Source organism: Paenibacillus forsythiae T98 (genome assembly GCF_000520735.1).
Taxonomy (GTDB): domain Bacteria; phylum Bacillota; class Bacilli; order Paenibacillales; family Paenibacillaceae; genus Paenibacillus_AQ; species Paenibacillus_AQ forsythiae.
The window spans coordinates 1-974 of sequence record NZ_ASSC01000238.1; the positions used below are offsets into that span (position 1 = coordinate 1).

The following is a 974-nucleotide window of genomic DNA, read 5'->3' on the forward strand; positions in this document are numbered from 1 at the left end:
CCCCCTCCCGCGCCGCCTTCTCCGGCCTGAGCACTCATTCCGCCGCCCGGGGATTCGAACGGATGGAAGAAAAGATTCTGGAATGGGAAGCGAGACAGACTCTGCCGGACCGGCATGTGTCTCCGGCGGCCGACACAGAAGGCAGCAGCGCGGACGCCCGCGTGAAGGAACAGGCCGCAGCCGAGCTGGAGCGGTTGCGCGAGCGGGCTAAAGGCGGCGGGCAGTAAGATCTTCTGCTGTCTTGGGAAATCGAAACAGCGGCAGTCCTGGACGAGATCAAAAGTCCTGGTCTGCCGCTGTTTTATTGTATGTCTCTCGTTCCCTTAAGGACGCAACAACTTAGACTTGATTGTAATGAAGTTCTTGTTCCGGGAGGAACATCCTTTGCGGCTGGCGAAAATGATATACAGATAGATTAGGAACACGAATAAACTGCCAATATGGAAGACAGGAGCCGGTATGATGGATTTTGTGGCAATCGATTTTGAAACGGCGAATGCGGGCCGGGCCAGCGCCTGCGCGCTGGGACTGGTTGAGGTCAAGGGAGGCGTCATCGTGTCCGAGCAGGCATGGCTGATTAATCCGGAGCAGCGCTTCGACCGCAGAAATATCGCCATCCATGGGATCACCCCCGAAATGGTCGCCGGGCAGCCGACCTTCCGCGAGCTGTGGCCCGCCATTGAGCCGCTGGTTCACGGAAAAAATATCGTGGCGCATAACGCCTCCTTCGATATGAGCGTGCTCCGCTACGGACTGGATCAGTGCTCTCTGCCCTATCCGTCCTTTCAATATTGGTGCACCTATTTGCTGGCCAAAACAATGCTGCCGGGTCTCGGCTCTTACCGGCTGAACATACTGGCCGACTATTTCAGCATCTCCCTGCGGCATCACGACGCGCTGGAGGATGCCCGCACTGCGGCGGTCATCCTCGTGAAGCTCGCGGAACAGGCCGGGCATTCCGGCCTGCCGGCACT

At 58.3% G+C, this 974-nt stretch carries 1 protein-coding gene and 1 pseudogene; both read left to right on the plus strand.

Annotated features, from left to right (window positions below; translation table 11 throughout):
* A pseudogene (locus L692_RS32515) lies at positions 1-227 on the plus strand (hypothetical protein); the annotation flags it as partial.
* Positions 228-459: 232 nt separating this feature from the next.
* Positions 460-974: 3'-5' exonuclease (locus L692_RS0108225; protein ID WP_232238748.1), on the plus strand; the 515-nt coding region annotated here is incomplete at its 3' end.